Origin of the sequence: Fluviirhizobium alvei (genome assembly GCF_030551875.1) — a bacterium.
In the GTDB taxonomy this organism is placed as follows: domain Bacteria; phylum Pseudomonadota; class Alphaproteobacteria; order Rhizobiales; family Rhizobiaceae; genus Rhizobium_E; species Rhizobium_E alvei.
In genome coordinates this window covers 56,761-79,906 of record NZ_JAUOZU010000016.1, presented here as the reverse complement: position 1 = coordinate 79,906, position 23,146 = coordinate 56,761, and the positions used below count along the sequence as shown (strand labels likewise).

Sequence of the window (23,146 nt, the reverse complement as noted above, 5' to 3'; positions counted from 1 at the left end):
CGTCGAAGGCGTTTCGACCGGCGAAACGGAAGCGATGATGTTAGGGCACTGGCCATGGCAGGCGACGGATCACACCTGATCATTTTTGATTGCGACGGCGTTCTCGTCGACAGCGAAATGATCTCCTTTTCCGTTCTGCATCGCATGCTGGCCGATGTCGGCGCCGATGTGCCGCTCAAGCGCGCCTATCACGATTTTCTCGGCAAGAGCCTGGCCTCGGTGACGAAGCTGGTTGCGGAGGAGTTCTGCGTGCAGATCACCGATAAGCATCTGCAGGATATGCGGCTTGAACTCTATGCCCGGTTCGAAAAGGAACTGCGGCCGATGCCGGGCCTCCGTAATGTGCTGGCCTCGCTTGAAGCCGACCGTTGCGTTGCATCCTCGAGCCAGCCGGAGCGTATTCGCCTTTCACTGACGACCACGGGTCTCATCGATTTTTTCGAACCGCATATCTTCAGCGCCACGATGGTCGATCACGGCAAGCCGGCGCCGGATCTCTTTTTTCATGCGGCAAATGCAATGGGACGACGGCCGGAAGACTGCCTGGTCATTGAAGACAGTCCGGCAGGCGTTACGGCAGCCAAGGCCGCAGGAATGAAGGTTTTTGCATTCGTGGGCGGCGCCCATGCCGGACCCTGCCGCCTGCGTGAACAGATGCATGACTTGAAGCCGGATACCATTTTTGATGATATGTCCAAGCTTCCTGCCCTGATTGCGGCTTGGAGCTAGGGAGGTCCATGGGCGAATTCGTTCTCGCAATCGATGTTGGCACTGGCAGTGCCCGGGCCGGTCTGTTCGATCGCCGGGGAAGCCTTGTCGCGCGAGCCGAACATCCCATCCTCACGAACCGCGAAACGCCGGACATTGCCGAGCATAGTTCTGACGATATCTGGAATTCGGTGGTTCAAGCCGTACGGAAGGCCGTCGAAACGGCGGGCATCGATCGGGCGTCGATCGATGCCATCGGCTTTGACGCCACCTGTTCTCTGACGGTCCTGACCGGGGAAGGCGAACCGGTAGACGTTTCGATCCAAGGCGGTGGCGCCTGGGATACGATCTGCTGGTTCGATCACCGCGCCACCGCTGAAGCTGAACGTATGACGGCGACCTGCCACTCTGCGCTTCGTCATGCCGGCGAGATCGTATCGCCCGAGATGCAGTTGCCGAAGCTCCTGTGGCTCAAGGAAAAGAGGCCGGATGCCTGGCAAAAAGCCGGCCTCATTTTTGATCTTGCGGACTATCTCACTTACCGGGCCACCGGGAGTGCGGTTCGGTCACTGTCGACGCTGACGACCAAGTGGAACTATCTTGCCCATGCAGAGGAAGGCTGGTCGAAAGATTTCCTGGCCGCTATGGGCCTGCCTGAGCTCAAGGAAAAGGCCGGCATGCCGGGCTCTCCTGTCGCGCCTGGAAAGCCGGTCGGGACGCTTTCAAACGAAGCTGCCGAGGCTCTCGGCCTTCGCGCTGGCATACCGGTGGCGGCCGGTATGGTGGATGCGTTTGCAGGCCTTCTGTCGCTGCTGGGTTCGCGCCCTGACCAGGAGGAGACAGCCGCGTTGATCGGTGGCACCTCAAGCTGTGTCATGCGGCTATCTGCGGTGCCGCAATTTGTCCGCTCCTTCTGGGGACCCTATCGGGATGTCGCGCTTGATGGTTTCTGGGTAATCGAGGGCGGACAATCCGCAACGGGAGCGCTTCTGGATCTTATCCTGCGCACGCATGGTGCTGGCGGCCGTATCGACAGCGAATGTCATGAAAAGGTTCTCGAGCGTATCGAGGCGCTTCTGAAGGAAAAGGGTCTGGGCTTTGCCGGCGATCTGCACATTCTGCCCGACTATCATGGAAACCGGGCACCGCTGGGGGACGTAACGTCGCGCGGCGTCGTTCACGGACTGTCGCTCGATCCGTCTTTCGACGGGCTCTGCGCAGTCTATTATCGGGCCATGGTGGCACTCGCGCTCGGCATTCGCCAGATCGTGGAATTGCTGGAGGAAAAGGGCGCGCCGATTGCGCAGCTTGCCTTTGGCGGCGGGCATGTGCGTAATCGTCTGCTAACGCAGCTCTATGCCGATGCAACGGGTCGCGAGATCATGATCGGTGCCGGTGACGAGACCATGCTGCATGGCACCGCGATTGCGGCGGCAACGGTTGCCGGCTGGCATGGCAGTCTCGCCGAAACCAGTCAGCGCATGCGCCGGGAAGAGACGGTCATTCGCCCGCAGCCGCAGCCCGCGCTCGATCGCGATTACCGGGTGTTCCTGATGATGCAGGAACACCGGCGGCAGATCGCGGCCATCCGCTGACTTTCGTGTGGCCTCAAAGCTTCACGTTCCGGTTTTCCGGATCATGGAACGGAGCAAGCGAAACCCGCGCCTTGACGCGTTCGGTCGCGACTTCGAGTTCGTAATCGCCTTCCAGCACATAATCGGCGGTGACACCTTCGGGATTGCGCACATAGCCATAGCCGATCGGCTTGCCGACTGTGTAGCCAAAGCCGCCGGAGGTCAGCCAGCCGGCCCGCTTGCCATTGCGGTAGATGGTCTCGCGGCCGAGCAGGACGATCGATGGATCATCGACAACGAAGCCGGCCAGCATTTTCTTGACGCCGGTCTCGTTCTGGCGCTGGATCGCCTCGCGTCCCCGGAAGGCGACATTGCTCTTCATCTTCACCGCCCAGCCGAGACCTGCTTCTACCGGCGTATGATCGGGGCCGATATCCGAACCCCAGGCGCGATAGCCCTTTTCGAGGCGCAGGCTTTCGATCGCGCGGTAACCGGCATTGGAAAGACCGAAGGCGCGGCCCTTCTCCATCAGGAGTTCATAGACCGAGCTTGCATATTCGACCGGCAGATGCAGCTCATAGCCGAGTTCGCCGACATAGGTAATGCGAAGGGCCCGGACGGGAGCGCCGGCAATGCCGATCGTCTTGAACTTGCCGAAGGGCAGGGCGGCATTCGAGACATCGGCGCTCGTCACGCTGGCCAGAATATCGCGTGCCTTCGGCCCCATCAGTGACAGGACAGACCAGGCCGAGGTGACATCCACCAGGCTCGCATTCATTCCAGAGGGAATGTTGCGGGCAATCCAGTCGAAATCATGGGTGGCGAAACCGGTGCCGGTGACGATGTAATATTCATCCTCGGCAACACGGGCGCAGGTCAGGTCCGCCTCAATGCCACCCTTGTCGTTCAGCATTTGGGTATAGATGAGCGAACCGACGGGCTTGGCGACATTGTTGGCGGCAATCCACTGCAGGGCGTTTTCGGCATCGCTGCCCTTGAGGCTGAATTTGGCAAACGACGTCTGGTCGAAAAGCACGGCTTGTTCACGGGCCGCCTGGTGTTCGCGACCCACAGCGCCGAACCAGTTCTGGCGGCCATAGGTGTATATGTCGCGCGCTTCTTCGCCTTTGGCGAGATCGGCAAACCAGTTCGGCCGCTCCCAGCCCAGCTTTTCGCCGAAGCAGGCGCCTTGCGCTTTCAACCGGTCATAGAGCGGTGATTTGCGAGCCGGCCGGCCCGACGCATGTTCTTCGAACGGCCAGGCCATCGTGTAATGTTTGCCATAGGCCTCATAGGTGCGGGTGCGCACCCAGTCGGTGTCGAAATGCGGCCGACCGAAGCGGCGGATATCGACCGGCCAGAGATCATAGGGGGCTTCGCCCTTGGCGACCCATTCGGCGAGCGCCATGCCGGCCCCGCCACCGGAGGCGATGCCGAAGGCGTTGAAGCCGGCGCCGACATAGAAATTCTTGAGTTCCGGCGCCTCGCCGAGAATGAAGTTGCCATCAGGAGTGAAGCTTTCCGGACCATTCAGCAATTGCTTGATGCCGGCCGTCTCGAGCGCCGGCACGCGACCGAGCGCCAGTTCCATGATCGGTTCGAAATGGTCGAAATTGCTGTCGAGCAGCGTATAGTGGAATCCGTCCGGAATTCCGGTCTCGAAGCAGCCGATCGGATTGGGTTCGTATCCGCCCATGACGAGCCCGCCGACCTCTTCCTTGTAATAGGTCAGACGGTCGGGGTCGCGCAGCGTCGGCAGGTTCGAGGGCACCCCGAAGGCTTCCGTGATCATATATTGGTGCTGGACCGAAACGAGCGGGACATTGACCCCGAAGCGGGAGGCGAAATTGCGCGTCCACTGGCCGGCGCAGACCACGACCTTCTCGCATTCGATGCGGCCGCGATTGGTGATGACGGCGCGGATCTTGCCCTTGTCGATCTCGAGATCGAGCACTTCGGTATCTTCGAAGATCGACACGCCGGCCATGCGGGCGCCTTTCGCCAGCGCCTGTGTGATGTCGGACGGGTTCGCCTGACCGTCGGTCGGCAGGAAGGCGGCGCCGACGAGATCATCGATCTGCATCAGCGGCCAGAGATCCTGCGCTTCCTTCGGGTTGAGGAGATGCATTTCAAGGCCGAACGAATGGGCGGTGGTGGCCTGGCGCTTCACCTCTGTCCAGCGTTCCTCGTTACAGGCAAGCCGCAGCCCGCCATTCATCTTCCAGCCGGTGCCAAGCCCGGTTTCGGCTTCGAGCTTCTTGTAGAGATCGACGGAATAGCCAAGGAGCTGGGTAATGTTGGCGCTGGTGCGCAGCTGCCCCACAAGGCCGGCAGCATGAAAGGTGGTGCCGGAGGTAAGTTTCTTGCGCTCGAGAAGCACAGTATCCGTGAGGCCGAGCTTACCAAGGTGGTAGGCGGTCGAACAGCCGATGATGCCGCCACCAATGACGACCGCTTTGGCAGATGCAGGCAGTTCCTTCATGATCATATCCCGTCAAAATGTGCATAGGCGCTTTCAAACCGCGCCCTGTTCTGAGCCGTATAGGCCTTGTAGTCGAAGCCGATGGTGGAGTGGATTTCCGAGACCATGCTCCACATCGTCTCACGAAGAAGCGAAGCGCATTTCATCGCCTGGTAACGCCGCCACAGCGCCTCATCGACCGGCTGTTCGTAATAGGCTTCGAGCAGGCTGATCTCGCGGCTTTCACCGAGAAGATTGTTGGACGCGAGCCCGCCAAGATCGAAAAGCGGCGAGTTGAAACCGGCATAATCCCAGTCGATCAGCCAGAGACGATCGCCGTCGTCGAGGAAGTTGGCCGCCAGGAGATCGTTGTGGCCGAACACGATCGTATAGGGTCCGGCAGCGGCTTCGAGACGTTCGGCGCGGGAGAGCAGCAGCGGCAGATCTTTCAGATAGTCGCTCTCGCCGTCCTTGAGCACGCCCGCATATTGCTGGATGACCTGAAACACCCAGAAGATGAAGGTCGGTCCGCGGAAATATTTCGGCATTTCGAGATGGCAACGCCGGATAAGCGGGATGATGCGGCCGAGCATGTCGGGGTTGTTGACATCCTCCTCGCGCAGCGTCTTTGCCTCCAGGAATTCCATGACCAGCATGCCCGGGGCATGGTGAAGGACCCTGGGCGAAATGCCGGCCGCCTCGGCTGCCAGGCTTGCAGCCAGTTCGTTGGCGCGGCTGATCATATGGACCGGAATATCATCGCCGAGGCGTACAACGGCCGTGCCGCGATCATCGGTCACACGAAAGTTCCGGTTGGTCATGCCGCCAGACAGGGGCGAAATCTCCAGCTTGCCACGCCAGATGCCGAGATTTCTGATCTGGTCTTCGGGATGTTCCCCCATTCCCAAAACCTCTCCCACTCCTGCCTCTTGTGCCAGACGGTTCATGCGCGCCGCATCGGGCCGGTGCCGGCCCGCAAAATCATCTTGCGTGCGTTTTGTTGTGGAATGTAAGGTCGTTCAAATTCGCGAATTGGTCAAGCAAAAACCACATTTTCGGTCGCGATTTTGGTTATTTGTTGGTTTTGCGCCATGAATCGGGCATGCAACGACCAGCAGCGTACAGCCGGGAAGGTTTTCGAATGAATGCGCAGGAGCGACCCACACAGCATGCCAATCACCGGGAGCGCGAGATTCTCGAAGAACTGCGGCTTGCGGGTGGGTCGAGCCGAATTCAGTTCCTGGCCGAGCGGCTGAGTGTTTCGGAAGAGACCATTCGCCGCAACATCAAGGTTCTCGAGGAGGGCGGCCTCGTCACCAAGGTGCATGGCGGAGTTCATCTCAAGGATTTTTCCTCCGAGCAACCGCTGCATTTCCGCATGAACGAGAATCCGGAAGCCAAACGGCTGATCGCCGCCGAAGTCGCGACCATGATCAAGGATGGCGATACGTTGTTTCTTGATATCGGATCGACCACAGCCTTCATCGCGGTCGCCCTGCAGAAACACCAGAACCTGTTCATCGTGACGAACTCGATTTCGGTCGCCCATGCGCTGGCAACGCGCAACGGCAACAAGGTGTTCTTTGCCGGCGGGGCGCTGCGCTCGCACGATGGCGGCGCCTTCGGTATCGAGGCCATCGATTTCGTCCGCCGTTTCCACGTCCGCCATGCCATCCTGTCGGTGGCGGCCATCAATGCCGAATCCGGCTTCATGCTGCAGGATATGGACGAGGCCGAGTTCTCGCGCGCGGCGGCGCGGCAGGCCGATCGCAGCATCGTCGTGGCCGACGCACATAAATTCTCGCGTAGTGCCCCGATCATCATCGATCGCCCGGATAATTACGATCTTCTGGTGACGGATGCGAGCCCACCGGCGGATATACGCCAGATGCTGGAACAGAACCGGGTGGAGCTGATCGTCGCCGGCAACCGTGACCGGACATGAGTTCTCGTGCTGCGGCATGGCGTTGCAAAGCCGTGATAAATCATATTCAACAGCATATCGTTCGTTCGGGCTCGCCCCGGGCTCACTTCTGATTATCTGAGGATATTCCAATGAAGGCTGTCGTCATCGGTGGAAGTCATGCCGCCCTGGCCTATGCCGCAGAGCTGCGCAAGCTCAGCGAGGATGCCGAAATCACCATCCTTTCGTCCGATGCGGAAACACCCTATCAGCGGCCACCGCTCTCCAAGGCCTATATGTCGGGCAAGGTGACGTTCGAGCAGATCGTCCTGCGTCCCGATGAGTGGTATCAGGCAAACCGCATCGAGCTGCTTCGCGGCGTTCGGGCTACGGCCATCGATCGGGCCGAACGCAGGATCCATCTCTCGAATGGCGAAATCCGCGCCTATGATCGGCTCGTTCTGGCGACCGGCGCCAGACCTCGCCGACTGCCGGAAGCCATCGGCGGCCTTCTTCCGAATGTCTTCGTCATGCGCGATCTTGCCGATGCCCATCATCTGATGGCCGAAATGGTCGAAGGACGTCGGCTCGTCGTGGTGGGTGGCGGCTATATCGGGCTCGAAGCGGCATCCGAGGCCGCCAAGAAGGGCGTCTCCGTCACCGTCATCGAGGCTGCCGACCGTATTCTGAAGAGAGTGGCATCCGCCGAAACCGCCGATGATGTCCGCGCACTTCACAAGGCGCATGGCGTGACGATCCTTGAGGATACCGCACTTGCCCGCATCGTCGAGAAGGACGGTGCCGCTGTCGGCGTCGAACTGGGGGGCGGTGAAGTGTTGCCGGCCGATTTCGTGATCACAGGCATCGGTGTCGTGCCTGATATCGCGCTTGCGGAAACGGCCGGACTGGAGATCGCCAATGGTATCAAGGTCGATCTCCAGCTCAAGACCTCCGACGAAACGATCTTCGCCATCGGCGACTGCGCCTGTTTTCCCTATCACGACCAGATGATCCGGTTGGAATCGGTGCAGAATGCCAATGACATGGGAATCGTGGCTGCCCGCAATTCGCTGGGCGAGGCGGTCGATTATCGCCCGGTTCCCTGGTTCTGGTCCGACCAGTTCGAACTCAAGCTGCAGATTGCCGGTCTCAACACCGGTTACGATACGGTGGTGACACGTGCCGGTGCCCGCGAAGGGGCAAAATCGCATTTCTATTTCCGCGGCAACGATTTTCTCGCTGCCGACTGCCTCAATGACGGGGCCACCTACATGATGAGCCGCCGGCTGCTCGAGGCCGGCAAGGGTCCGACGCCGGAACAGATCCGCGACCCGTCCTTCGTGCTCAAGTCACTTCTCTGAAAGGTCAGCCGATGCATCTCCCCGCCAATGGATTGAAAGCCGATCTCGCGGCCGGCCGTGTCATGACCGGTCTCTGGCTCGCGCTCGCCAATGGTTACACGGCCGAACTTCTCGGCCACTGCAATTTCGACTGGCTGCTGATCGATGGCGAACATGGTCCGAACGACCTGAGATCGATCCTGCAGCAGTTGCAGGCGCTCAAGGGATCGCAATCGCATGTGATCGTCCGGCCGCCGGTCGGCGATGTGGCGCTGATCAAGCAGCTCCTGGATATCGGCACGACTTCGCTTCTCATTCCAATGGTGGAAAGCGGCGAGCAGGCACAGAAACTGGTGCAGGCGGTTCGCTATCCGCCGAATGGCATCCGCGGCGTCGGCGCCTCGATCGCCCGGGCCTCGAATTTCGGCTTGATCGGTAACTACATGCAGGCGGCCGATCAGGAAATCTGCCTGATGCTGCAGATCGAAAACCGTGCCGGGCTTGCCGCACTTGATGCGATTGCCGCCACCGAAGGTGTGGATGCGGTCTTCATCGGACCGGCGGATCTTTCCGCCGATATGGGTTTTCCCGGCCAACCCTTTGCGCCGGAAGTCCAGGCGGCCATTGAGGATGCGATCATCCGCATCCGCAAGCACGGCAAGGCAGCCGGCGTCTATATGACGGATGAAACCTATGCCCGCCGTTACATCGAGCTCGGCGCCTCTTTCATCGCGATCGGTTCGGATGTGACCCTGCTGGTCGAGGGCGGCAAGCGGCTCAAGGCCCGCTATTCCGGCGAGGCGGCGGCGCCGCAAACTCCGGGCAGCTATTGAACGAGCGGGCAAAAAGCACGCATGTGAATTTCTGTCAGAATATTCACAGGTGTCATTGACCTGAACCAGCGCCGCCGCCAATGTGGCGACGGTCGGAGGACACGAGGAGGCACGTGTGACACCCCGGAACCGCGACAGGCTGGATCGACTGGCGAACCTCTTGCAGGAGCGCGGCGTGCTGCATCTGAAAGAGGCAGCGCGGGCGCTGGATGTGTCGGAGATGACGATCCGGCGCGATATCGCCGGCGATACGAGACGGTTTGCCTATCTCGGTGGTCACATCATGCCGGCCGGCGCCATCGAACCGGAGGCGCCCTACCAGATTGCCGCGGCAACCGACAAGCATGCCGAGGCCAAACGCCAGGCCTGCCGTTACGCGCTCGCGGAAATTCGTCCCGACGATACGATCTTTATCGATTGCGGATCGACCTTGATGCATCTCGTGGACCTGTTGCCCGAGGACATGCCGGTAACGGCAGTCTGCTATGCGCTGAACACGGCCGAAAAGCTGGCCGCCAAGCCCCGTGTGCGGCTCATCATGCTCGGTGGTGAATATTTTCCGGCTTCCGCTTCCTTTTCCGGGGCCCCGGGTCTCGAAATGCTGGACCGTCTGGGCATCAACCTCGCCTTCCTGTCGGCCGCCGGCCTGGAGGTCAATCGAGGCGCCACCTGTGCGCATTTTCACGAGGTCGCCATCAAGCAGAAGGCCATGGCGCTGGCGCAAAGATGCCTGATGGTCGTCGACCGCAGCAAGATTGGCCGGGTCAAACCCGCCTTCTTCGGCAATTACGACGAGTTTGACGCGATCTACACCGAAGATGGTCTCACCGACATCAGCGAAACCGGTTGACACTGTCCGGCAATGATGCAATCCTAACAAAGAATGTTAGATAAATAACATATCCCAGATCTCGCAGTCTATGATCCGGAGGATAGGGTGGAAATGCCGAGCACTGAAACCAGCCATGCCCCCAACCACGGCTGGCCACGAAATCCGGGCATGGATCTCGATCTTGCCTGGGTCGCCGAGCAGCGCGTCAACCTGTCGGCCGGCGAGCGTCGCATTGCCTCGCTCTCGGGCCGGCGCACCGTCAAGAAGGATGCGCAGGCTGCCTGGCTCTTGAAGGCACTCACCTGTATCGACCTGACGACGCTGAATGGCGACGACACGGCCGGTCGCGTCAAGCGACTCTGTGCTAAAGCGGCCAATCCGGTTCGTCCCGATATTCTCGAAGCAATCGGAATGGCCGATCGGCGCATCACCACCGGCGCCGTCTGTGTCTACCACCGGTTCGTTGCAACCGCCGTCGAAGCACTGGACGGGACCGGCATTCCGGTTGCGGCCGTCTCGACCGGGTTTCCGGCCGGCCTTTCGCCACATGACACGAAGCTGCGCGAAATCGAGGCTTCGGTTGCCGATGGAGCGCGCGAAATCGATATCGTCATCACGCGTGAACATGTACTGACCGCCAACTGGACGGCTCTCTATGACGAGATGCGGGATTATCGCGCCGCCTGCGGTGACGCCCATGTGAAGGCCATTCTCGCCACCGGCGATCTCAAGACCTTGCGCAATGTCGCGCGTGCCTCGCTTGTGTGCATGATGGCCGGTGCCGATTTCATCAAGACCTCGACCGGCAAGGAAGGCGTCAACGCCACTCCGCTTGTCACGCTGGTCATGCTCCGCATGATCCGGGAATATGAGGAGCGTACCGGCATCAAGATCGGCTACAAGCCGGCCGGCGGCATCTCGACTGCCAAGGACGTCCTGAACTACCAGTTCCTGATGAAGGACGAACTGGGCCGCGAATGGCTGGAGCCGGATCTGTTCCGGATCGGCGCCTCTTCGCTTCTGGCCGATATCGAGCGGCAGCTGGAGCATCACGCAACCGGCGCCTACTCCTCCTTCCAGAGACACCCGATCGGATAAAGCCATGACCGTTGCCCAGTATTTCGATTCCATGTCCTATGGACCGGCACCCGAAGGCGATGCGGAAGCGCGGGCCTGGCTGAAGCGCCACGAAAGCCGGTTTGGCCATTTCATCGATGGAGCCTTCCGCCCGTCGGCATCCGGCAAGACATTCCCGACTTTCGAACCCGCCACCGGTCATGAACTGGCCATGCTGGCTGCAGGAACGAAGGACGATATCGATCTCGCCGTTGCAGCGGCCCGCAAGGCGCAAGGCGCCTGGTCGAAACTGTCCGGTCACCAGCGCGCCCGCCATCTCTATGCGCTGGCGCGCATGATCCAGCGCCATGCGCGGCTGATTGCCGTCATCGAGACGATCGACAATGGCAAACCGATCCGCGAAACCCGCGACATCGATATTCCGCTGGCTGCCCGCCATTTCTATCACCATGCCGGATGGGCGCAGATCCAGGACACCGAGTTTGCCGATTATCAGCCGATCGGCGTCATCGGCCAGATCATTCCCTGGAACTTCCCCTTCCTCATGCTGGCCTGGAAGGTGGCGCCGGCGCTCGCGCTCGGCAATACGGTGGTGCTCAAGCCCGCCGAATTCACCTCGCTGACGGCGCTTCTGTTCGCCGAACTCGCAGCAGCCGCAGGGCTTCCCGCAGGCGTGATCAACATCGTCACCGGCGAAGGTGAAACCGGGGCCGCTCTGGTCGATCATCTGGGTGTCGACAAGATCGCCTTCACCGGCTCCACCGAAGTGGGCCGCATCATCCGTGAGAAGACGGCTGGATCCGGCAAGTCGCTGACACTCGAGCTTGGCGGCAAGTCACCCTTCATCGTGTTCGATGATGCCGATCTCGATGGCGCGGTCGAAGGCGTGGTCGATGCGATCTGGTTCAATCAGGGTCAGGTCTGCTGTGCCGGTTCCCGTATTCTTGTGCAGGAAGGCATTGCCGAAAAATTCCTGAGCCGGCTAAAGAGACGAATGGCAACGCTGCGGGTCGGTCCGCCGCTCGACAAATGCATCGATATGGGCGCGATCGTGGCGCCGGTGCAGTTGCAGCGTATCGAAAAGCTGGTGGCACAGGGCGTTGCCGAAGGCGCAGAACTGCATCAGGCGCCGATCGACCTGCCGTCCGGTGGCTGCTTCTATCGCCCGACGCTTCTGACCAATGTCCAGCCGACATCGATCGTCGCCACCGAAGAAATCTTCGGTCCGGTTGCAATAACGATGACCTTCCGCACGCCGGAAGAGGCGATCCAGCTCGCCAACCACGCTCGATACGGTCTGGCCGCCTCGGTGTGGAGTGAAACGATCGGCCTGGCGCTGCATGTGGCGGCCAAATTGCAGGCCGGCGTCGTCTGGGTCAATGCCACCAACCTCTTCGATGCCTCGGCCGGTTTCGGCGGCAAGAAGGAATCCGGTTTCGGTCGCGAAGGTGGCCGTGAGGGGGTTTACGAATATCTCAAGCCAAAGGCATGGGCCGCACTCAAGCCTCGGCCGGACGTCTCTGTGCCCGAAGCCAAGCTTGCGGCCGGTGATTTCGCCATGGCGACGATCGACCGCACGGTAAAGCTTTATATCGGAGGCAAGCAGGCGCGTCCGGATGGCAATTACGAGCGGCCGGTGATTTCGCCCAAGGGCAAGCTGATCGGCGAGGTCGGCGAAGGCAATCGCAAGGATATCCGCAATGCCGTTGCTGCTGCCCAGTCGGCCAGTGGCTGGGGCGGGGCAACGGCGCATAACCGTGCCCAGATCCTCTATTACATCGCGGAAAATCTCGCGTCCCGTGAAACGGAATTTGCAGCCCGCATCGCCGCCCAGACCGGACGGTCGATGGTCTCCGCGGAAGCCGAAGTGCAGGCATCTGTTTCGCGGCTCTTCACCTATGGCGCCTGGGCCGACAAGTATGAGGGGCTGGTCCACCAGCCGCCGCTGCGTGGTGTGGCGCTCGCCCTGCCGGAACCGCAAGGGGTCGTGGGTATTGTCTGCCCGCCCGAAGCGCCGCTTCTCGGTCTGATCTCGCTTGTCGCGCCGCTGATCGCGGTCGGCAATCGCGTTGTCGCGGTGCCGAGCGAGCCGTACCCGCTTTCGGCAACCGATTTCTATACTGTTCTCGAAACCTCCGATGTGCCGGCCGGTGTCGTCAACATCGTCACCGGTGGGTCGCTGGAACTCGGCAAGGCGCTCGCAAGCCATATGGATGTCGATGCTGTCTGGGCGTTCGGGTCAACGGCCCTGTCGGCAACGGTTGAGAAACTCTCGGTTGGCAATCTGAAGCGGGTGTTCACCGATTATGGCAAGGCCATCGACTGGTTCGATCCGAAACAGGCGGAAGGCCCGCTCTTCCTGCGCCGCGCCACCGACATCAAGAATGTCTGGATTCCCTACGGCGAATGAGGCCTGACCCTGCCGGGTCCATCGGCAGGGTCCAATCCTCCTGAAACGCTTGACCGCAGACCGGCTTCAGTATCCCACAGCCGCGCCGGCAATCGCGCGGCTGTCGATGGCGCCATTGAGGCGTGATCCTTTGCCGGATTCGATATCGGCAACATCCTCCCCACCGACGAGTATGCCCGCCGACTGACCCCAGATCGTCCAGTTGGGATCGATCGACACATCATGGCCCATGGCAGCGAGTATCCTCAGCGTGTCGCCGGAGAGCGCATAGGGTTCCATGAACACCTTGTCCGGCAGCCACTGATGATGGAGACGCGGCGCATCGATCGCTTCCTGGATATTCATACCGTGATCGACCACATTAAGGATGGCTTCAAGCGTGATGGTAATGATGCGGGCGCCACCCGGGCTACCGATCACCATGAAGAGCTTGCCGTCGCGCGTCACGATTGTCGGGCTCATGGACGAGAGCGGCGTCTTGCCCGGCTCGACCGAGTTGGCTTCTCCTTGAACGAGGCCATAGAGATTGGCTGTGCCGGGTTTGGCGGTGAAATCATCCATCTCGTTGTTGAGCAGAATGCCGGTCCCGGGCGCGACGATGCCGGTGCCGAAGGCGCCGTTGAGCGTGTAGGTCACCGAAACCGCATTCCCTTCGGCATCGACGATCGAATAGTGCGTCGTTTCAGCGCTTTCCGCGGCAATCGGGGTCACATCAGCAGACTTTCCGGCCCGGTAGGGCGAGATTTCCGTACGGATCTTCGCTGCGTAGGACTTGTCCAGCAAGGTTGCGACCGGGTTCTTGACGAAATCCGGATCGCCAAGCGCCGAATTGCGGTCCGCATAGGCATGCCGCATCGCTTCCACCATCAGATGGACGCTGTCGGCGGAATGATAGCCGAGATGGCCGAGCGGATAGGCTTCGAGAATATTGAGGATCTCGCAGAGGATGACGCCGCCGGAGCTTGGGGGCGGAGACGAGATGATAGCGTAACCCCGGTAGTTGCAGCGTACCGGCTTGCGTTCGCGGACCTGATAGGAGGCGAAATCCTCCATCGCCAACAGGCCGCCATGGGCGTTGCTGGCATCAACGATCTTTTGAGCGATTGCGCCTTTGTAGAAGGCGGTCTGTCCTTCGGAGGCAATGGCATCGAGCGCCTTGGCAAGATCGGGCTGCACCAGCTTCTCACCGGGTTTCGGAGCCGAGCCATCAGGCTTGAGAAAGATCGCCGCCGCTGCCTTGTCCTTGCCGAGCTTGCGGGCTCCGGACGCCAGGATGGTCGCATCGCCCTGTTCGAGCAGGAAGCCTTCGCGCGCCAGATTGATCGCCCGGGTCATCAGTGCCCGGCGCGGTTTGGTACCGTAATGCTCCCGGGCATATTCCAGACCCGCAACGGTGCCGGGCACGCCCACTGCCAGATAGCCCTGCGTGCTCAGGCCGGGGATCACCTTTCCCTCGCCATCAAGGTACATTGTCTTGTAGGCCTTGCCCGGCGCGCGCTCGCGGAAATCGAGAAAGGTTTCGCGTCCGTCGGCCATGCGAATGGTCATGAAGCCGCCACCGCCGATGTTGCCCGCGGTCGGATAGACCACGGAGAGGACGTAACCCACGGCCACTGCGGCATCCACCGCATTGCCACCGGATTTCAGAACCTCGATGCCGGCTTCCGATGCCAGCTTCTGGGCCGTTACCACCATGCCATGCTCGGCCTTGACCGGAGCCGGCGCCGCAGCCCAGCCGGGAGGGACGAGCGTGGTCAGGATATAGGTGGCGACGATTATGGACCGGGTTCGAATTCGCAGCATGGCGCTCTCCCTGTGTTGATCGATAAGCCTGTCGGAAGCGGAAGCCCAAGTCCAGCGGAAAGAACGGTCGCCTCATGCTGGTTCGAAGTGTCGGGGGCCATCAAGAAAGACTGGAATCCTTGCGGCGAGTGGGCCAGACTGCCCGAAAGGAGAATTGGGCATGATCGACATCGGAAGGGTCATCGCACTCTGGCACTATCCGGTCAGCACGATGGCCGGGCATGAAATCCCGACGCTGACCGTGACACCGCAGGGCGTTCCGGGAGACCGGCAATTCGGCCTGTTCGATCGGGAAACCGGCCAGATTGCTGATCCGGCACGCGACGGGCGCTGGCGTCCGATACTCGAAATCACGAGCCGCGTGACCTCTGCCGGCACGCTGGAACTCAAATTGCCGGATGGCGACTGGCAATCGGCTGAAACGATGGATGAGGCCCTGTCTCGTTTCATGGGATTTCCGGTCGAACTCCGCCGCTATGACGATCCAGCGCCGAAGCCCGGGGTGGATATTCAAGGGGCGCGCAATCGATACCAGCCGAGCCCCATCCATCTTTTGACGACGGCATCGCTTGCGGCCCTCAAGGCACTGCATCCGGCTGGTCAGGCCGATCCGAGGCGGTTCCGGCCCAATATCTTTGTCGAGATGGACGAGATGCCGGGCTCGTTCCCGGAGACCGAATGGATCGGGCGCGACCTGCTGATCGGCGAAGAGCGCCTGACAATCACCGAACCGACCCGCCGCTGTGGTCTGACGATACAGAGCCAGACGGATCTGGCGCATGATCCCGATATCCTGCGCCATCTGGTCCGCAACAACGGTCACAATATCGGCGTCTATTGCGTTCCGGAGCGGGCCATCACAATTCGAACAGGCGACAGGGTCCAGCTGGTCTGAGCGGGCATCTGCAGATCAGTTCTCGCGCAGTCCATAGGGCAGAATGGCCCGGTTCTCATGGTCGATCACCAGCCGGCCCTTCAACGGCGGCATGGCGCGGCTTGCGCATTTGGTGCGCTCGCAGATCCGGCAGGAAATGCCGATCGGATCGAAGGCCGCCTTGTTGGTAAGATCGAGCCCGTCGGCATAGACGAAGGCATCGGCATAGGAAATCTCGCAGCCGAGCGCGAGCGCGTAATGCTGTTGCGACAGGCGAAAGCCGCGCCCGCCCTTGGTGACCTGGGTCGAAAGCGACAGGTAGCGCACGCCGTCCGGCGTTTCTGCGAGCTGGCGGATGATGCGCCCCGGCATTTCGAATGCCTGATGGGCATTCCAGAGCGGACAGGCAGCACCAAAGCGGGCGAACTGCAATTTGGCAGCAGAATGGCGTTTTGTGATGTTGCCGGCACGATCGATGCGGGCAAAGAAAATCGGAACCCCCTTGAGGCCGGGGCGCTGCAGGGTCGAAAGCCGGTGGCAGACCTGCTCGAGGCTGGCGCCGAACCGCAGCGAAAGAAGATCGATGTCATGCCGCACATCGCGCGCGGCCTGCATGAACTTGCGGTAGGGCAGGATCAGCGCGCCGGCGAAATAATTGTGCAGCCCGATCTTGCAGATTTCCATGGCCTCGCTCGTCCGGAAACCGGCCTGCTTTGCAACCTGGTCAATCGAATCGGCGGCATGGAGCTGGGCAATCTGCATGGCGATCTGGAAATCGCGTGTCGACGCCGGAAGATAGGCATTCAGCGTCAGCACGCGTGCCTGATGGTCATAGGCGCGGATCATGTCGTCATCGCGGGTCGAGCGGACGATGCGCACGCCATACTCACGCTCGAGAAAGGCTGTGAGCGCCGGATTGAGATCGGTATCGCCGATGCCGAGTTCGGTCGCGAGCTTCTCCGCCTTCAGATCGATTTCGTGGATGTAGTTGTCGACGAAATGGAAAAAGTCGCGGACTTCCTCATAGGGCGTGTTTTCAAACACGCCGGAAGCGCGACCCAAAGTCTGGTCGATCGAGGCGAGCTGTTCGGAATTGTGGCGGTAGGCCTGATGGCATGCGATCAGCGCGTGCGCCAGTCCCGGTGCATTCTGGGTAATCAGCTTCAGTTCCTGCAGGCTGGTGCTGAAAGGTTCGAAGATCGGATCGGTCAGGGTCTCCGTCAGCGCCGAAAGCAGCCGGTCGCCTTCCCCGGCAGAAAGGTCGGCTAGATCGATCTTGAATTTTTCGGCGAGCGACAGGAGCACCGCGGCGGATACCGGACGCTGGTTGTTTTCGATCTGGTTGAGATAGGAAACCGAAATGCCGATCCGTTCGGCGAACTGCGCCTGCGTGGCGCGGTTCTCGAGCCTGAGATCGCGGACCTTGCGTCCGATATAGAGTTTGCCGACAGCCATGTTCGCAAATTTGCAAAATTCAGTTTCACAAAGTGTAAACTGCGCATGTTCGCATGATCAAGCATTTTGTTAGAGGCGCCGACGATTTATGAAGAGGCTGGTCCGGAGGTGGGCCGGCTTCAGCAATCGGGTGGGAGATACCATGCGCCAGATACTCGAACAGTTGGAAACGCGTCGTGAGGCGGCCCGCGTGGGCGGTGGTCAGAAGCGTATCGACACCCAGCATTCCAAGGGCAAGCTGACGGCTCGTGAGCGGATCGACGTCCTGCTCGATGAGGGCTCGTTCGAAGAATATGACATGTATGTCTCCCATCGCTGCACCGATTTCGGCATGGAAGAGAACAAGGTCCCCGGCGACGGCGTCGTTACCGGTTGGGGCACGATCAACGGTCGCCTCGTCTATGTATTCAGCCAGGATTTCACCGTTCTCGGTGGTTCGCTGTCGGAAACCCATGCGCAGAAGATCTGCAAGATCATGGACATGGCAGCCCGCAACGGGGCGCCGGTCATCGGTCTTAACGATTCCGGCGGCGCCCGTATCCAGGAAGGGGTCGCCTCGCTTGCCGGCTATGCCGAAGTGTTCCGTCGCAATGCCGAAGTGTCGGGCGTCATTCCGCAGATCTCGGTGATCATGGGACCCTGTGCCGGTGGTGCTGTCTATTCGCCGGCTATGACCGATTTCATCTTCATGGTGCGAGACAGTTCCTACATGTTCGTCACCGGCCCCGATGTCGTGAAGACGGTGACCAATGAAATCGTTTCGGCCGAGGATCTCGGCGGCGCCAAGACCCACACGACCAAGTCCTCGGTGGCCGACGGTGCCTTCGACAATGATATCGAAGCACTCCTCAAGATCCGCGATCTCTTCGATTTCCTGCCGCTCAACAATCGCGAACAGCCGCCGGTGCGCCCCTTCTTCGACGATCCGGCCCGGATCGAGGAGCGTCTGGACACGCTGATTCCGGACAGCGCCAACAAGCCCTACGACATGCGCGAATTGGTTCTTGCCATTGCGGACGAGGGCGAGTTCCACGAAATCGCCGAGGCCTATGCCCGCAACATCCTGACCGGCTTCATCCGCCTGGAAGGCCAGACGGTCGGTGTCGTCGCCAACCAGCCGATGGTGCTCGCCGGTTGCCTGGATATCGACTCCTCGCGCAAGGCTGCGAAATTTGTGCGTTTCTGCGATGCCTTCAACATTCCGATCCTGACACTCGTCGATGTGCCGGGCTTCCTGCCGGGCACCGCGCAGGAATATAACGGCATCATCAAGCACGGCGCCAAGCTTCTGTTCGCCTATAGCCAGGCAACGGTGCCGATGGTGACGCTGATCACCCGCAAGGCCTATGGTGGCGCCTATGACGTCATGGCTTCGAAGCATATCGGTGCCGATGTCAACTATGCCTGGCCGACCGCGGAAATCGCTGTCATGGGCGCCAAGGGCGCAACCGAGATTCTTTATCGTTCGGAACTCAACGATCCGGAAAAGATTGCCGCCCGCACCAAGGAATATGAGGATCGTTTCGCCAATCCCTTCGTGGCAGCCGAACGCGGCTTCATCGACGAGGTGATCATGCCGCATTCCTCACGCCGCCGGATCGCCCGCGCCTTCGCGATGCTTCGGACCAAGAAGCTGGAAACGCACTGGAAGAAGCACGACACCATGCCTCTCTGAGGAGGTCGACGGGGAGGAGCACGGTGTCGGCGAGGCTGGAAATGATGATTGTCAACAAAATGTGCGATTTATGCGAAGGATCGTCTGCGAATATGCGACGTTCCTTTACAAGATCCCGTTCGCGCGGCAATATGCCGCAATGGTTCGATGCGCGGCTGGAGGAGCGGCTTGCGGCATCGGCTTTCGGACGGGAGGAAATCGTCGATGCAGAAGCCGCTGATGACGCCGGAAGAAGCCCGGCGGGACCACGAGGAAATGCTGCGTTTCATGGCCAAGCGTTTTGCCATGGGGCTGGGTCTCGGACTGGTCTGCGCAGCGCTGGTTTTCCTTCTGGATATCGGCACGCTCGGCACAAGGGTTGCGCGCACCGACAATCCCATCATTCCCATATTCCTGATCGCGGTTCCCATGGGCCTGACCTTCGGCGCCATCGTTCTGTGCATTGCCATCTGGGTGCTTCCCTATGAGGCAAAATATGCAAAGGAACGTGGTGAAGGGCGCGAGCCATTCTGATCTGACGATCCAAAACCGTCTCGGCGCTGGCCCATGCTGAAGGGAAGGCGCCATGGCACTCAAACCGAAAATGACACCGGAAGAAGCCAGACGAGATCACTGGCTGATGATGCGCTTCATGGCGCTCAACGCCGCCTTCGGCGTCTTCCTCGGTCTCATGATCGCGGCCTTGCTGATCTATCTCGACATAGGCGGCATCGGCACACGCATTCTGCATGCATCCAATCCCATCCTGCCGATCGTGCTGATCGCCTTTCCGCTTGCGCTGACCTTCGGCGCCGCGGTCACGGCTTCGGCCATCTGGCTCATGCCCTACGAACGCAAATTTGCGCCTGAACCCAGGAAAGACGACGATGATAAAGAAAATTCTGATCGCCAACCGCGGTGAAATCGCCTGCCGGGTCATTCGGACCGCCCGCAAGCTGGGCATCAAGACCGTTGCCGTCTATTCCGACGCCGATCGCGAGGCGATGCATGTGAAGATGGCGGATGAAGCGGTCCATATCGGCCCGGCACCGTCCAGCCAGTCCTACATCGTCATCGACAAGATCCTCGACGCCATCCGCAAGACCGGCGCCGATGCAGTCCATCCCGGCTACGGCTTCCTGTCCGAAAACGCAGTCTTCGCCGAAGCGCTCGACAAGGAAGGCATCACCTTCGTTGGCCCGCCGGTCGGAGCCATCCAGGCGATGGGCGACAAGATCACTTCAAAGAAGCTGGCCGCCGAAGCGGGTGTCTCGACCGTACCGGGCTATATGGGCCTGATCGCCGATGCCGAGGAGGCGGTGAAGATCTCCAACGAGATCGGCTACCCGGTCATGATCAAGGCTTCTGCCGGCGGCGGCGGCAAGGGCATGCGCATTGCCTGGAATGCGGAAGAAGCGCGCGAAGGTTTCCAGTCGTCGAAGAACGAGGCGAAGAACTCCTTTGGCGACGACCGTATCTTCATCGAGAAATTCGTCACCGAGCCGCGCCATATCGAAATTCAGGTTCTCGGCGACAAGCATGGCAATGTGCTTTATCTCGGCGAGCGTGAATGCTCGATCCAGCGCCGCAACCAGAAGGTCGTGGAAGAGGCGCCGTCGCCTTTCCTCGATGAGGCAACCCGCCGCGCCATGGGCGAGCAGGCGGTCGCGCTCGCCAAGGCTGTCGGTTATCATTCTGCCGGCACCGTCGAATTCATCGTCGACGGCAAGCGCAACTTCTACTTCCTCGAAATGAACACCCGCCTGCAGGTGGAGCATCCTGTCACCGAATTGATCACCGGTCTCGATCTCGTCGAACAGATGATCCGCGTTGCCAATGGCGAACAGCTCGCCTTCGGCCAGAAGGAAGTGAAGCTCAATGGCTGGGCGATGGAAAGCCGTCTTTATGCCGAGGATCCCTATCGCAGCTTCCTGCCGTCGATCGGCCGCCTGACCCGCTATCGCCCGCCGGTCGAAGGCTATCGCGAGGATGGAACCATCGTGCGTAATGATACCGGCGTCTTCGAGGGCGGCGAGATCTCGATGTATTACGACCCGATGATCGCCAAGCTTTGCACCTGGGCGCCGTCGCGTCCGGAAGCCATCGAAGCCATGGCGAATGCGCTCGACAATTTCGAGGTCGAAGGTATCGGCCATAACCTGCCATTCCTTTCGGCGGTGATGGCGCATCCGCGCTTCTATTCCGGCAACATCACCACCGCCTTCATTGCCGAGGAATGGCCGGAAGGTTTTGGCGGCGTCGAGCCGAGTGCCGAACAGTCGCGCCTGCTCGCCTCCGTGGCCGCCTTCGCGCAGTTTGTCGAGGAATCCCGCAAGACCAGGATTTCCGGCACCATGGCCAATCATCCGCGCAAGCTCGGCAGCGATTATGTCGCGGTCGGCGGCAAGTTCTTCTGGCCGTTGACCATGTCGGTCGAAGCTGGCTGTGCCAGCATCGTCTATGATGATGGCATCGAGCAGGTTGTGACGAGCGACTGGTTGCCCGGCATGTCGCATGGCACCTTCATGGTTTCCGGCCAGTCTTTCGGCGTCAAGATCGCCAAGGTTCAGGCCGGTTGGCGCCTGCGCTTCCGCGGCATCGACCAGGTCTTCCAGGTCATGACGCCGCGGATTTACGAACTGTCGCGTCATATGCCGGTCAAGAAGGCGGCCGATACGTCCAAACAGCTGCTCTGCCCGATGCCGGGCGTCATCACCCAGGTGATGGTCAAGGAAGGCGATATGGTGGAAGCTGGCCAGGCGCTTGCAACCGTCGAGGCCATGAAGATGGAAAACGTGCTGAAGGCCGAAAAGAAGGCCACGATAAAATCGGTCAAGGTTGAGGCAGGACAAAGCCTCGCCGTCGATGAAGTGATCATGGAATTCGAGTGATGGGTTTTCGGGTCACTCTTCTTTCGGTGCAGGCCGGGGATGCGGACAAGATCCTCCAAAGCCTCAGCCTCACTGCGACCAGTGAGGCTGATCCAGAGAACAAAACCCCTTTGAGCGGTGCGTCCAACGGCGAAACCTATATCATTTGGGGAAACGATGACGCCTACCGATTCTCCGATGATCGGCTTCTGATGGCTTCTCGACTTGGTCCAATACTGATGCTTCGCGCCAATGAGACGGTAATGATCTCGGAGGTCGCGAAGTTTGACCATGGCCAGAAGCAATGGTCGCTTGTTCACGATTGCAACGAAGGTCTGGACCATCTAGCCCCATGGGGAGATCTGCCTGCCATCTGGCAGACTATCAGAGATGATCTCAGCGCCGAAGCGGCGGCAGAAGACGACGATGTTGTGGATTTTATCTACGATGCTCCTGTGGTCCTCTTTCAGCATCTGAGCGGGTTTCGCCATGACGAAAGCCATGAACTGCAATTTGTGACGCTGTCTGGAGAACACAGCGCCAGAGTAAGGAAGCCGTTCTGGAAATTCTGGGTATGACGAGAGGATAAACGCGATGCCACGGCAAGACACATTGCCAGAGTTTCTGACGGCGTCAGTCGTCGGAAACCGTTTTTTTCCGTCCAAGCCGTTTCAACATGTGCCGCTGGTGGTCCTGTCCGCCGAAAAAGACAGCAAGGATTCGAATGACCTCGGCATCTTCATCAATGTCGAAATAGAAGATGGCCTGGTTTTTCGTGACAACCCGAAGGTCGTCCGCGAGAAGGTTGTGAAGCGTTCCCTGATGAGGCGCTTTCGAGATCGTTTCCATGTCTGCCTCGATGGCGCGGATACGATTGGCAGCGCGTTCAAAGGCGTCGGCGGTGCTATCGCCGAGATTGATGTAAGATCTCACCAAATGATCGAAGATGATTTCGAGATCTTGGATACTGTCGCGGGATCGGCTGATCCTAAAGGCCATAGAGCGCTCTTTTTGAGGCAATCATGTCTTCGATCTGTTGATGGCTCTCGGCGCCATTCAGGAATTCGCCTGTTCTTCTTTCAGCGATCAGGGCTTTCAGGGCTTCGAGTTCCGCGTCTTTCAGTTCCGTTTCTTCACGAACCAGCTCCAGTCCTCGTTGCACCACTGCGCTCAGGCTTGCGTAACGTCCTTCCTCCACCAGCTTTCGCGCGAAGGACTCCTGTTGATCGGAAATTGAGACCGAGGCTTTTACGGACATTTCATTGCCCTCCGTTTCTGCCCCCAGAATACTACCCAGTAGCAATGCAGTCAATTCGAGCAGACCGGGCAAGGCCCACGCCTGCTGTAACGCA

Annotated in this window: 20 protein-coding genes and 1 pseudogene; 15 read left to right on the top strand and 6 right to left on the bottom strand. The window is 60.1% G+C overall.

Features of this window, described 5'->3' with window-relative positions; all coding sequences use genetic code 11:
* Positions 1 to 54 precede the first annotated feature (54 nt).
* A complete protein-coding gene (locus tag Q4481_RS20030) occupies positions 55 to 729 on the top strand; it encodes an HAD family hydrolase (RefSeq protein ID WP_304378166.1) in 675 nt (224 codons plus the stop codon).
* 8 nt (positions 730 to 737) lie between these two features.
* The gene (locus Q4481_RS20025; RefSeq protein ID WP_304378165.1) at positions 738 to 2,303 is read left to right on the top strand and encodes an FGGY-family carbohydrate kinase; all 1,566 of its coding nucleotides are present in this window, start codon (positions 738 to 740) and stop codon (positions 2,301 to 2,303) included.
* 13 nt (positions 2,304 to 2,316) lie between these two features.
* Here the strand turns inward: Q4481_RS20025 and Q4481_RS20020 are convergent, their stop codons facing one another.
* Together Q4481_RS20020 and Q4481_RS20015 are read right to left on the bottom strand one after the other, a co-directional pair.
* Entirely contained in the window at positions 2,317 to 4,767 is a 2,451-nt protein-coding gene (locus tag Q4481_RS20020; RefSeq protein ID WP_304378236.1) for a GcvT family protein, read from the bottom strand.
* Positions 4,767 to 5,645 carry a choline/ethanolamine kinase family protein gene (locus tag Q4481_RS20015; RefSeq protein WP_304378164.1) on the bottom strand — a complete coding sequence of 293 codons (879 nt, stop codon included), beginning with the start codon at positions 5,643 to 5,645 and terminating at the stop codon, positions 4,767 to 4,769. The genes Q4481_RS20020 and Q4481_RS20015 overlap by 1 nt, the downstream gene beginning before the upstream one ends.
* 239 nt (positions 5,646 to 5,884) lie before the next feature.
* Between Q4481_RS20015 and Q4481_RS20010 the strand changes: the two genes are divergently transcribed.
* The 6 genes from Q4481_RS20010 to Q4481_RS19985 all read left to right on the top strand — a co-directional run bounded on the left by Q4481_RS20010 (position 5,885) and on the right by Q4481_RS19985 (position 13,138).
* Complete coding sequence (locus tag Q4481_RS20010) at positions 5,885 to 6,688, top strand: DeoR/GlpR family DNA-binding transcription regulator (protein ID WP_304378163.1); 804 nt, start codon at positions 5,885 to 5,887, stop codon at positions 6,686 to 6,688.
* A 110-nt stretch (positions 6,689 to 6,798) separates the two neighbouring features.
* Positions 6,799 to 8,007, top strand: coding sequence for an NAD(P)/FAD-dependent oxidoreductase (locus Q4481_RS20005; RefSeq protein ID WP_304378162.1), 1,209 nt, complete (start codon positions 6,799 to 6,801; stop codon positions 8,005 to 8,007).
* An 11-nt stretch (positions 8,008 to 8,018) separates the two neighbouring features.
* Positions 8,019 to 8,819, top strand: coding sequence for an aldolase/citrate lyase family protein (locus Q4481_RS20000; RefSeq protein WP_304378161.1), 801 nt, complete (start codon positions 8,019 to 8,021; stop codon positions 8,817 to 8,819).
* Positions 8,820 to 8,934: 115 nt separating this feature from the next.
* Entirely contained in the window at positions 8,935 to 9,669 is a 735-nt protein-coding gene (locus Q4481_RS19995; protein WP_304378160.1) for a DeoR/GlpR family DNA-binding transcription regulator, read from the top strand.
* 93 nt (positions 9,670 to 9,762) lie between these two features.
* Positions 9,763 to 10,749, top strand: a complete 987-nt coding sequence (deoC, locus tag Q4481_RS19990) for a deoxyribose-phosphate aldolase (protein ID WP_304378159.1) — start codon at positions 9,763 to 9,765, stop codon at positions 10,747 to 10,749.
* Positions 10,750 to 10,753: 4 nt separating this feature from the next.
* Entirely contained in the window at positions 10,754 to 13,138 is a 2,385-nt protein-coding gene (locus Q4481_RS19985) for an aldehyde dehydrogenase family protein (protein WP_304378158.1), read from the top strand.
* A 66-nt stretch (positions 13,139 to 13,204) separates the two neighbouring features.
* Here Q4481_RS19985 and ggt read toward each other — a convergent pair whose 3' ends face one another.
* On the bottom strand, positions 13,205 to 14,941 hold the full coding sequence (gene ggt, locus Q4481_RS19980; RefSeq protein ID WP_304378157.1) for a gamma-glutamyltransferase: 1,737 nt from the start codon (positions 14,939 to 14,941) through the stop codon (positions 13,205 to 13,207).
* A 160-nt stretch (positions 14,942 to 15,101) separates the two neighbouring features.
* Here ggt and Q4481_RS19975 point away from each other — a divergent pair, with 160 nt between their 5' ends.
* Positions 15,102 to 15,836, top strand: coding sequence for an MOSC domain-containing protein (locus Q4481_RS19975; RefSeq protein WP_304378156.1), 735 nt, complete (start codon positions 15,102 to 15,104; stop codon positions 15,834 to 15,836).
* Positions 15,837 to 15,851: 15 nt separating this feature from the next.
* Here the strand turns inward: Q4481_RS19975 and Q4481_RS19970 are convergent, their stop codons facing one another.
* Positions 15,852 to 17,270, bottom strand: a complete 1,419-nt coding sequence (locus Q4481_RS19970; RefSeq protein ID WP_304378155.1) for a helix-turn-helix domain-containing protein — start codon at positions 17,268 to 17,270, stop codon at positions 15,852 to 15,854.
* 142 nt (positions 17,271 to 17,412) lie between these two features.
* Between Q4481_RS19970 and Q4481_RS19965 the strand changes: the two genes are divergently transcribed.
* The 6 genes and pseudogenes from Q4481_RS19965 to Q4481_RS19935 all read left to right on the top strand — a co-directional run bounded on the left by Q4481_RS19965 (position 17,413) and on the right by Q4481_RS19935 (position 22,372).
* Positions 17,413 to 18,945 carry an acyl-CoA carboxylase subunit beta gene (locus tag Q4481_RS19965; protein WP_304378154.1) on the top strand — a complete coding sequence of 511 codons (1,533 nt, stop codon included), beginning with the start codon at positions 17,413 to 17,415 and terminating at the stop codon, positions 18,943 to 18,945.
* 204 nt (positions 18,946 to 19,149) lie between these two features.
* Positions 19,150 to 19,458 (top strand): hypothetical protein, encoded by a 309-nt coding sequence (locus tag Q4481_RS19960; RefSeq protein WP_304378153.1) that lies wholly within the window; start codon positions 19,150 to 19,152, stop codon positions 19,456 to 19,458.
* A gap of 52 nt (positions 19,459 to 19,510) precedes the next feature.
* Entirely contained in the window at positions 19,511 to 19,846 is a 336-nt protein-coding gene (locus Q4481_RS19955) for a hypothetical protein (RefSeq protein WP_304378152.1), read from the top strand.
* Positions 19,812 to 21,279: pseudogene (locus Q4481_RS19950) on the top strand (acetyl-CoA carboxylase biotin carboxylase subunit); the annotation flags it as partial. The gene Q4481_RS19955 and the pseudogene Q4481_RS19950, both read left to right, overlap by 35 nt.
* Positions 21,267 to 21,815: a biotin/lipoyl-containing protein gene (locus Q4481_RS24670; protein ID WP_377352888.1), complete on the top strand. Its 549-nt coding sequence runs from the start codon at positions 21,267 to 21,269 to the stop codon at positions 21,813 to 21,815. The pseudogene Q4481_RS19950 and the gene Q4481_RS24670, both read left to right, overlap by 13 nt.
* Positions 21,815 to 22,372 (top strand): hypothetical protein, encoded by a 558-nt coding sequence (locus Q4481_RS19935; RefSeq protein ID WP_304378151.1) that lies wholly within the window; start codon positions 21,815 to 21,817, stop codon positions 22,370 to 22,372. Before Q4481_RS24670 ends, Q4481_RS19935 begins: the two co-directional genes overlap by 1 nt.
* 55 nt (positions 22,373 to 22,427) lie before the next feature.
* Here the strand turns inward: Q4481_RS19935 and Q4481_RS19930 are convergent, their stop codons facing one another.
* Complete coding sequence (locus tag Q4481_RS19930) at positions 22,428 to 22,814, bottom strand: type II toxin-antitoxin system RelE/ParE family toxin (RefSeq protein WP_304378150.1); 387 nt, start codon at positions 22,812 to 22,814, stop codon at positions 22,428 to 22,430.
* Positions 22,783 to 23,124 (bottom strand): ribbon-helix-helix domain-containing protein, encoded by a 342-nt coding sequence (locus tag Q4481_RS19925; RefSeq protein WP_377352844.1) that lies wholly within the window; start codon positions 23,122 to 23,124, stop codon positions 22,783 to 22,785. The genes Q4481_RS19930 and Q4481_RS19925 overlap by 32 nt, the downstream gene beginning before the upstream one ends.
* Between the last annotated feature and the right edge of the window lie 22 nt (positions 23,125 to 23,146).

Coding starts and splice junctions, on each gene's coding strand:
- ggt (WP_304378157.1), bottom strand. CDS start 14,941: ATGCTGCGAATTCGAACCCGGTCCATAATCGTCGCCACCTATATCCTG.
- Q4481_RS19960 (WP_304378153.1), top strand. CDS start 19,150: ATGCAGAAGCCGCTGATGACGCCGGAAGAAGCCCGGCGGGACCACGAG.
- Q4481_RS20030 (WP_304378166.1), top strand. CDS start 55: ATGGCAGGCGACGGATCACACCTGATCATTTTTGATTGCGACGGCGTT.
- Q4481_RS19965 (WP_304378154.1), top strand. CDS start 17,413: ATGCGCCAGATACTCGAACAGTTGGAAACGCGTCGTGAGGCGGCCCGC.
- Q4481_RS20000 (WP_304378161.1), top strand. CDS start 8,019: ATGCATCTCCCCGCCAATGGATTGAAAGCCGATCTCGCGGCCGGCCGT.
- Q4481_RS20005 (WP_304378162.1), top strand. CDS start 6,799: ATGAAGGCTGTCGTCATCGGTGGAAGTCATGCCGCCCTGGCCTATGCC.
- Q4481_RS19970 (WP_304378155.1), bottom strand. CDS start 17,270: ATGGCTGTCGGCAAACTCTATATCGGACGCAAGGTCCGCGATCTCAGG.
- Q4481_RS20015 (WP_304378164.1), bottom strand. CDS start 5,645: ATGGGGGAACATCCCGAAGACCAGATCAGAAATCTCGGCATCTGGCGT.
- Q4481_RS19985 (WP_304378158.1), top strand. CDS start 10,754: ATGACCGTTGCCCAGTATTTCGATTCCATGTCCTATGGACCGGCACCC.
- Q4481_RS20025 (WP_304378165.1), top strand. CDS start 738: ATGGGCGAATTCGTTCTCGCAATCGATGTTGGCACTGGCAGTGCCCGG.
- Q4481_RS19975 (WP_304378156.1), top strand. CDS start 15,102: ATGATCGACATCGGAAGGGTCATCGCACTCTGGCACTATCCGGTCAGC.
- Q4481_RS19955 (WP_304378152.1), top strand. CDS start 19,511: ATGGCACTCAAACCGAAAATGACACCGGAAGAAGCCAGACGAGATCAC.
- Q4481_RS20010 (WP_304378163.1), top strand. CDS start 5,885: ATGAATGCGCAGGAGCGACCCACACAGCATGCCAATCACCGGGAGCGC.
- Q4481_RS19935 (WP_304378151.1), top strand. CDS start 21,815: ATGGGTTTTCGGGTCACTCTTCTTTCGGTGCAGGCCGGGGATGCGGAC.
- deoC (WP_304378159.1), top strand. CDS start 9,763: ATGCCGAGCACTGAAACCAGCCATGCCCCCAACCACGGCTGGCCACGA.